This window comes from Vibrio sp. 10N.286.55.E10 (assembly GCF_002872555.1).
In the GTDB taxonomy this organism is placed as follows: Bacteria; Pseudomonadota; Gammaproteobacteria; order Enterobacterales; family Vibrionaceae; genus Vibrio; species Vibrio crassostreae.
Map to the genome: position 1 here is coordinate 42,620 of NZ_MCSD01000005.1, position 8,719 is coordinate 51,338.

Sequence of the window (8,719 nt, forward strand, 5' to 3'; positions counted from 1 at the left end):
CTAATTCTTTTTATGTAACTTGTGAGGAAACAATTGAGTATAAACTTGCCACAAAATGTTTAGATTTCTATGCCCAGTTACTTGGGCTACTTCTTCAATTGAGTAGCCCTTTTCAAACAGTCGACTTGCCCCCTCTCTTCGTAGGTCGTGATACCTCAAATCCTCAATACCTAATTCGTTTCTCACTCTTTGAAAGCCTGCACTAACGCTTCGTGAGTTGTACGGGAAAATGAGTGCACCTTTGTTTGGTTGTTTTAGTGCGATCTCGAATGACTCACCAAGTAACGGAACAATCATGTGATTGCCTTCTTTCTTCCTTGGGTCTTTTCTATCTCTAACCAGTATCGTTTTATGCTCTTGATTGAGGTCTTCCCAACGCAGCTTGCAGACTTCACCTATTCGCATACAAGTGAGAATGCTGAATTCAAGAATGTCAGTGAATGGGATTCGAGTTGTGCCGTTTGGTCGGAAAGATTCACGTTGTTCTAATCCAAGCTTTAAGAGTTTCAGTTCTTCAGAAGTTGGGCGACGTGTTCGTTTCTGGCTCTTACCGACTAACCCCATATCAATCAGAACGGGTACGGCTTCATCAAATATCTGGTGATTGGTGTCGATGTTGAAGACTGGCTTAGACTTTTTCATTACAGAACGTAGGTAAGCAATATCATGATAAATCGTTGCGGGTTTGGCTCCTGCGCCTCTTCTATTTTTACAGTGCTCGATTAAGTCGCTAGTTCTTAGCTGATTACTCTCAACTTGGGCGATGTCGCAATCCCTAAGCATCTTAATAACGTAGCGTTTTGTTCGACCTGTATTGTCCCAGAGATCACGCTCAGCCATGAACAAATCGAGGAGTACCGAAAGGGGGACTGTTTTTGGCTGATTGAGTACCCCTTGAGCTTCTAGTTCAGCTACCCTTTTTTTACCGAAAGCTTTAGCGAGTGCTTTCTTTTTTAGAGTTTTGCTTTCCCTGTGTATAATGCGCGAATTCTTTTTAACGATGATTGTTACCTTGAACCTTGGTTCACCGCTTTTTAGCTTTCTGGTCTCGATGGTATAACTTGCCATTGTCCAACTCCTAAAGGGGTACTTGAGGGGTACTACAGGAAGTAATTCCGTTTAATTCTAGGTAATTCACTGTATGTTTGTACAGTATTAATTGAGACTGAATCATGACAAACACTAATAAAACCAGTAAATACGCTAGTAACCGACTTTCTGTTGCACCCATGCTCGATTGGACTGACCGCCACTGTCGTTACTTTCACCGTTTGCTTTCTCAGCAGACTCTTCTGTACACGGAAATGGTAACAACGGGCGCGATCTTACATGGTAAGGGCGACTTTCTAGAATATAACGAGCAAGAGCATCCTCTTGCTCTTCAACTCGGCGGTTCTAATCCGGTTGATCTGGCTGCTTGTGCCAAGCTTGCTGGTGAACGTGGTTATGATGAAGTAAACCTTAACGTCGGTTGTCCTTCAGACCGAGTTCAGAATGGTCGCTTTGGTGCGTGCCTAATGGCTGAGCCTGAGCTGGTGGCAGATTGTGTTTCAGCGATGAAAGAAGTCACTGATATTCCAATTACCGTGAAAACGCGTATCGGTATCGATGACCAAGACTCTTATGAGTTTCTAACTAAGTTTGTTTCGACGGTTTCTGAAAAAGGTGGCTGTGAGCAATTTACTATCCATGCGCGTAAAGCGTGGTTGAGTGGCCTGAGTCCGAAAGAGAACCGTGAGATCCCACCTCTAGATTATGATCGTGCATATCAAATCAAGAAAGATTTCTCTGATCTGGTGATTGCCGTGAATGGTGGCATTACTACTCTTGAGCAAACTAAAGAGCACTTACAACACCTTGATGGCGTGATGATTGGTCGTGAGGCTTACCATAGCCCATTTATCTTGGCTGAAGTCGATCAGCAGATCTTTGGTTTAGACACGCCAATCAAGAAGCGCTCACAAGTGGTTGAAGAAATGTACCCGTACATCGAACGTGAACTTTCAAATGGCGCAAGCTTAGGACATATCTCTCGTCATATGCTTGGTTTGTTCCAAAGCATGCCTGGTGCAAGACAATGGCGTCGCTACATCAGTGAAAACGCACATAAGAAAGGTGCAGGTATCGAAGTGATGCAAACAGCATTGGCTAAGATCCCTAAAGAGCTAAATGTTTAAGCTCCCTCTAAGTTAAAAGCTTAAGGTTAAATTCGCCATTAGAGGCTAAATTTACCACCACAAGTTTCCGAAAAGCCATGCATGAAGATGTGTGGCTTTTTATTTATCTGATAAATAAGGATTTTATTGGGTTGGCATACTTGGTATGGAAGCTGCAATGTTAGAAAGTAGGAAAGATAGGTCATTAACTCATTAGGGAGACCATTATGTTTGAATTAATCTTTGTTCTTATTTTCGTCGCAACTCTGCTTGTCACAGGTATCACGTTTATGACGGTATTGGCTGCAACCGGAGTAGCGTTATTAGTCATGTTGGTCTTAGGTATGATGGGCGTTGTGTTTAAGTTACTGCCTTGGTTGATCGTGATTGCAATCGGTGTGTGGTTTTTCAAAAACTTTGTACACAGTTCTAACCAGAGACGTTACTAAGGTCATAGTGCCGTCAAATCTTTACTCGTCAGCGGTTTATCGTTTTAGAATTTAAGATGTGTGGTAGAATTTTCCCCAATAATCTATGAATGTGCATACAATTAGCACTACGATATGGAATTGGAGCTATCTCAAATGAATAAAATGCCATTAATTGCTTTAGTGGGAATGCTATCTTTAAGTTCAGCAGTGTCTGCTGCTGAAGAGTTTTCTTACACGGCTAAAGTCGGTGCTGATATGTGGTGGGGAAGTACAAAGTTAAACGAAGTTAGACAAGATGACGATTCTAACTCTCCTTCGTTGTATTTCGCATTTGAGCATAATGCCCCGATGCTACCAAACGCTAGTTTTCGCTATACTTCTGTCGATGCGGATTCATTGGCCTTCGATAAGTACGACTACACCTTCTATTACACATTGTTAGATCACAAGCTGATGAACTTTGATGCAGGTGTGACGTTCACTCAGTACTCAAACTCTAACTACATTGAGCCTAAAACGAGTACTCAAGCAACCTTTGATGAATTTACGTGGAGCTTCTACGGTAACGCAGAGATAAATGTTCCTGACACCAACTTCGATATCATCGGTACGATGGAGTTCGGTGATAGCAGTGGCATTAAGAGCACTGACTTGATGGCGGGTGTTCAGTACCGAATTCCAGTATCAGAATCTGAAATTGCCCTGCGTGGTGGTTACCGTGTTATCGACCTAGATTCGGATGAGTTCTTTAGCTCGGAACTAGGTAAGAGCTTTGTCATGGTCGATGGTTGGTTTGCTGGTGCTGAAGTGCGCTTCTAGGCCATATAAAGCAAATTTAGAACGAATTTTAAGAACGCCACTTTATTAAGTGGCGTTTTTTTATATCTATTGATTATATCTTTCTGGAATTAGTTAGCACATTCATCACTTTCGACCATCCTTAATACAAAGAGCTAATTAGCGTCTATTCTTAGAAGGTCTATGTTGTGAGGTCAAAGCAAGGGATGGAATATGACACTCAATGAATTACGAAATTTATATAGAGAAAACTTGTTAGTTGAAGCCATCATAGAGCCCTCAATTCAAGAAGGGTCTTGGGTTGTGGAGTTTCGCCATATGGGAGGTGGCTTTGTTCTGCTTACTGATGTTCATGGTGAAGAATGTCATTACGCGGATTTAGACCTAGCATCTAAGTCAGCAATGGCGGTTGGCTTTCAGCAAGTACGCATTGAAAACCAGTAAGGCAATTTACGTTTCAATCGGTTTTTACTTCCAAAAAGTTATAAAACATACTTTTCTATTCTTTCTTGTTATTAAAAGGAGTGGTTAATCTATCGTCACGCAATGATTAGGGATGTCGTGACCATGTCTTTAAATAAGAAAGAGTCTTCACAAAATAATAATGCACAGTCTGGGGTTAATGAGTTACCTGGGCTAGCAGCACCACTTAATGACCAACAATTGGGTCATCTTCAGCAAACTGTTTCTGAACTGTCTTCACAGCAACTGGCGTGGGTCAGTGGTTATCTTTGGGGAGTGAGCCAAGCTCAGCCTGTCGGTGCTGCTGCGCCAATCGCTCAAGCGGCCGCTGCGGTAGCGGCTAAGCCTGCGGGTAAGCTCAGCATTATCTTCGCTTCTCAAACGGGTAATGCAAAAGGCGTCGCGGAATCGCTAGAGGCAGAAGCCAAAGCCTTAGGAATCGCGGTCGAGCTTTTCGATGCGAGTGATTATAAAGGTAAGAACTTAGCCAAAGAGACACACGTCATTTTCGTCGCTTCAACCAATGGTGAGGGCGAAGCCCCTGATAACGCTATTGAGTTGCATGAATTCCTTCAATCGAAGAAAGCGCCAAAATTATCGAATCTACAATACGGTGTGATTGGTTTAGGTGACTCCAGCTATGAGTTCTTCTGCCAAACGGCTAAAGATTTCGATAACTTCCTCGCTAAGCTTGGTGCTAAATCGTTTGTCGATCGCCTTGATTGTGATGTTGATTACGAAGAGTCAGCAACGGAATGGCGCGCTAAAGCATTAGAGCAAGTAAAAGAGACGCTATCGACAGGCACTGAAGCCGATGTGGTTCAATTACCTGTAGGTCAAGCGGCTGCTGGTCATTCGCAATACACCAAACAAACCCCATACACAGCGACACTATTAACCAGCCAAAAGATCACGGGTCGTGACTCGGGTAAAGATGTTCGTCATATCGAGATTGATCTTGATGAGTCGGGTATTACTTACCAACCGGGTGATGCACTGGGTGTGTGGTATGAAAACAGTTCAGAACTCGCGAATCAGATCCTTTCTAAGGTTGGGTTATCTGGCATCGAAAGTGTCGATGTCGATGGTGACAATCTATCTATCCATAGTGCGCTAGTGAGTAAATTTGAGATTACCACTTCAAACCCTCAGCTTGTGACCAAGTTTGCTGAGTTATCTGGCAGCAAGAAGTTAATCAAGTTGGTGGAAGATAAAGACAAGCTTCGTGAATACGCGGGCAATACTCAGATCGTTGACGTACTAGCAGAGAAGAAAACCAAGCTATCGGCTGATGAGTTAATTGGCCTGTTACGTAAGCTGACTCCGCGCCTCTATTCTATTGCATCAAGCCAAGCGGAAGTGGATGAAGAAGTTCACTTAACGGTTGGTCTGGTTGAATACCAAAAAGGTGAAGAGTCTCGTTTAGGTGGAGCATCAAGCTTCTTGGCTCAGCGCCTTGAAGAAGGTGGCGAAGTGAAGGTGTTTGTAGAGAACAACAATAACTTCAAGCTACCACAAGACGACAATACACCAATCATCATGGTCGGCCCGGGTACAGGTATCGCTCCTTTCCGCAGTTTCGTTCAAGAGCGTGAAAACAATGATGCTGAAGGCAAAAGCTGGTTGTTCTTCGGTGACCGTACCTTTACTCAAGATTTCTTATACCAAGTTGAATGGCAGAAGTACCTTAAGTCTGGCGCGCTAACTAAGCTAGATGTTGCCTTTAGCCGTGACCAAAAAGAAAAGGTTTATGTTCAGGATCGTTTAATCGAACAAGCAGAGCAGGTTTGGCAATGGCTCCAAGAGGGCGCGTACCTTTATGTTTGTGGCGATGCGACTCGAATGGCGAAAGATGTCCATGAAGCGTTAGTTACTATTGCGGAAAAACATGGCAATCAGAGCCGCGAACAAGCTGAACAATATATTAATGATTTACGTAAAGCGAAACGTTACCAAAGGGATGTCTACTAATGAGCAAGCAAGTAATAGAGCAAGAAGTGCTAGGTCAAGTACTTGGACCTTTGGCTGACAATGAACGTCTTAAGCGTGAAAGTAATAACCTACGCGGTACGATTGAACAAGATCTCCAAGATCGAATAACTGGTGGCTTTACTGCTGATAACTTTCAGTTGATTCGTTTCCACGGTATGTATCAACAAGACGACCGTGATATTCGCAACGAACGTACCAAGCAAAAGCTCGAACCGTTACATAACGTAATGCTGCGTGCTCGTATGCCTGGTGGCATCATTACCCCTAAGCAGTGGTTGGCGATTGATAAGTTCGCAGACGAAAGTACCTCTTACGGTTCAATTCGTCTAACAACTCGTCAAACGTTTCAGTTCCACGGTGTCTTGAAGCCGAACATTAAGTTGATGCACCAAACGCTAAATAACATTGGAATTGATTCAATTGCGACAGCGGGTGATGTAAACCGAAATGTTCTGTGTACGACAAACCCGGTTGAGTCTGAGCTTCACCAAGAAGCTTATGAGTGGGCGAAAAAGATCAGTGAACATCTATTACCGAAGACTCGTGCTTATGCAGAAATCTGGTTAGATGGTGAAAAACTAGAAACAACGGATGAAGAACCTATCCTTGGTAGCAACTACCTACCGCGTAAGTTCAAGACGACGGTTGTCATTCCTCCGCAAAATGATGTGGACGTCCATGCTAACGATCTTAACTTTGTTGCTATTGCTGAAGACGGAAAGTTGGTGGGCTTTAACGTGTTAGTCGGTGGCGGTCTTGCTATGACACATGGTGATACCTCTACTTATGCACGTAAAGCTGACGACTTTGGTTTTGTGCCATTAGATAAAACGTTAGATGTAGCAGCGGCGGTGGTAACGACTCAGCGTGACTGGGGTAACCGTTCAAACCGTAAGAATGCAAAAACCAAATACACGCTAGACCGTGTTGGTATTGATGTATTCAAAGCAGAAGTAGAAAAGCGTGCAGGCGTAGAATTTTCTGAAAGCCGACCTTATGAGTTTACTGGCCGTGGTGATCGCATTGGTTGGGCGGAAGGCATTGATGGTAAGCACCACTTGGCGTTATTCATCGAGAATGGTCGTTTACTTGATTTTCCGGGTAAAGCTCTGAAAACAGGTGTTGCTGAAATAGCGAAGATCCACAAAGGTGACTTCCGCATGACTGCAAACCAAAACCTAATTGTTGCGGGTGTGTCGACGAGTCAAAAGGCCAAGATTGAAAAACTGGCGCGTCAATATGGCTTGATGGACGATGCTGTTTCAGAGCAACGTAAAAACTCAATGGCGTGTGTGGCTTTCCCAACATGTCCTTTAGCAATGGCAGAAGCTGAGCGTTTTCTTCCTGAGTTTGTAACGGATGTTGAAGACATTCTGAAAAAACATGGATTACCAGAAGAAGATAACATCATCCTTCGAATCACAGGTTGTCCAAACGGTTGTGGTCGTGCAATGTTGGCTGAACTTGGTTTAGTGGGTAAGGCTCCGGGGCGTTACAACATGCACCTAGGTGGCAACAAGGCCGGAACTCGTATCCCTAAGATGTATAAAGAGAACATCACATCAGCTCAGACCTTAGAAGAGATTGATGCGCTGGTGGGACGTTGGGCTACAGAACGCAACGACAATGAAGGGTTCGGTGATTTTACAATCCGAGCTGGCATCATCGAAGAGGTGATCATTTCCAAGAGGGATCTGCATGCATAATTCTGTCGCTTCAAAATTGAAGTTAGCAGAGCTACTCGCATTGACTAAGACGGAGCAAATACTTCGTCTTGGGCAAATTAATGCTGAGTTAGAACAGCTAACAGCATTAGAAAGAGTTAAATGGGCATTAGAAAACTTGGAAGGATCACATGTTGTGTCTTCAAGTTTCGGCATTCAAGCCGCGTTAATGCTGCACTTAGTGACTCAAGCAAAACCAGATATTCCGGTTATTCTGACGGACACAGGGTATCTATTTCCTGAAACATATCGCTTTATCGATGAGTTAAGTAAGAAGTTGACTCTAAACCTTCAAGTCTTTCGTGCCCAACAGAGCCCTAATTGGCAAGAAGCGCAATATGGAAAACTTTGGGAGCAAGGTATAGAAGGGATAGAGAAGTACAACAAGCTTAATAAAGTTGAACCGATGAGAAGAGCGTTAGATGAGCTCGAGGCTGGGACATGGTTTTCCGGTTTAAGAAGAGAGCAATCTCAATCGCGTGCAAACTTGCCAATCTTATCTATTCAAAATGGTGTGTTTAAATTTTTGCCGGTAATCGATTGGACGAATAAAGATGTTCACTATTACCTAGAAGAGCATGGTCTCGGTTATCACCCGCTTCGAGAGCAGGGTTACCTTTCTGTTGGAGATACACATACAACTAAGAAGTGGGAACCGGGTATGACTGAAGAAGAAACTCGTTTTAATGGGCTGAAACGCGAATGTGGTCTCCATGAAGATGATGGAGAGCAATATGGTTCTGGGATTTAGACTCATTGCTATTTAAAAAGCTGCCATAAGGCAGCTTTTTTTAGTTTCTAGGGGATAAAATTAAAGCGATTGTGGATAAGTCTGTGGTTATTGTGTAGTTACTTTGTAGTTAAAGTTGCATAAATAAGGCTTTGAGTGTTTATTCGTCATGTAATCGTTATTTTTGCATTTTTCTTTAATAAACACTTGCCAATGTGATGAACATCTCTATAATGCCGCCTCACTGACACGGCAGACGCCACAAGGCTTCAGCGCAGAATGTTAGTTAGGCAACTAGCTTTAAGCGATTATTCGCTCCTACTTTTAGAAAGTAGAAATTAATTTTCAAAAGTGTTTGACACTGAGAATTAAATCGCTAGAATGGCCGCCTCTTCCGAAGTGATGTAAGTCACAACGAAGAGAAGC

8 protein-coding genes are annotated in these 8,719 nt (G+C 43.2%); 7 read left to right on the top strand and 1 reads right to left on the bottom strand.

Translation table 11 applies throughout. The annotated features are described in order from the left end of the window. Window positions 1-1,068, bottom strand: a complete 1,068-nt coding sequence (locus tag BCV39_RS04985) for a site-specific integrase (RefSeq protein ID WP_102433530.1) — start codon at window positions 1,066-1,068, stop codon at window positions 1-3. Window positions 1,069-1,172: 104 nt separating this feature from the next. Here BCV39_RS04985 and dusA point away from each other — a divergent pair, with 104 nt between their 5' ends. The 7 genes from dusA (at window position 1,173) to BCV39_RS05020 (ending at window position 8,314) form a co-directional block, all read left to right on the top strand. Next, window positions 1,173-2,177, top strand: a complete 1,005-nt coding sequence (gene dusA / locus BCV39_RS04990; protein ID WP_019822275.1) for a tRNA dihydrouridine(20/20a) synthase DusA — start codon at window positions 1,173-1,175, stop codon at window positions 2,175-2,177. Window positions 2,178-2,383: 206 nt separating this feature from the next. Further along, window positions 2,384-2,605 carry an envelope stress response protein PspG gene (gene pspG, locus BCV39_RS04995; RefSeq protein WP_017059950.1) on the top strand — a complete coding sequence of 74 codons (222 nt, stop codon included), beginning with the start codon at window positions 2,384-2,386 and terminating at the stop codon, window positions 2,603-2,605. A gap of 135 nt (window positions 2,606-2,740) precedes the next feature. Next, the gene (locus BCV39_RS05000) at window positions 2,741-3,406 is read left to right on the top strand and encodes a TIGR04219 family outer membrane beta-barrel protein (protein ID WP_102433535.1); all 666 of its coding nucleotides are present in this window, start codon (window positions 2,741-2,743) and stop codon (window positions 3,404-3,406) included. A gap of 192 nt (window positions 3,407-3,598) precedes the next feature. Further along, entirely contained in the window at window positions 3,599-3,829 is a 231-nt protein-coding gene (locus BCV39_RS05005; RefSeq protein WP_004735813.1) for a hypothetical protein, read from the top strand. 123 nt (window positions 3,830-3,952) lie between these two features. After that, on the top strand, window positions 3,953-5,818 hold the full coding sequence (locus BCV39_RS05010; protein ID WP_102433531.1) for an assimilatory sulfite reductase (NADPH) flavoprotein subunit: 1,866 nt from the start codon (window positions 3,953-3,955) through the stop codon (window positions 5,816-5,818). Beyond that, complete coding sequence (cysI, locus tag BCV39_RS05015) at window positions 5,818-7,545, top strand: assimilatory sulfite reductase (NADPH) hemoprotein subunit (protein ID WP_102433532.1); 1,728 nt, start codon at window positions 5,818-5,820, stop codon at window positions 7,543-7,545. Before BCV39_RS05010 ends, cysI begins: the two co-directional genes overlap by 1 nt. Continuing rightward, entirely contained in the window at window positions 7,538-8,314 is a 777-nt protein-coding gene (locus tag BCV39_RS05020) for a phosphoadenylyl-sulfate reductase (protein ID WP_102433533.1), read from the top strand. The genes cysI and BCV39_RS05020 overlap by 8 nt, the downstream gene beginning before the upstream one ends. Window positions 8,315-8,719: the final 405 nt, after the last annotated feature.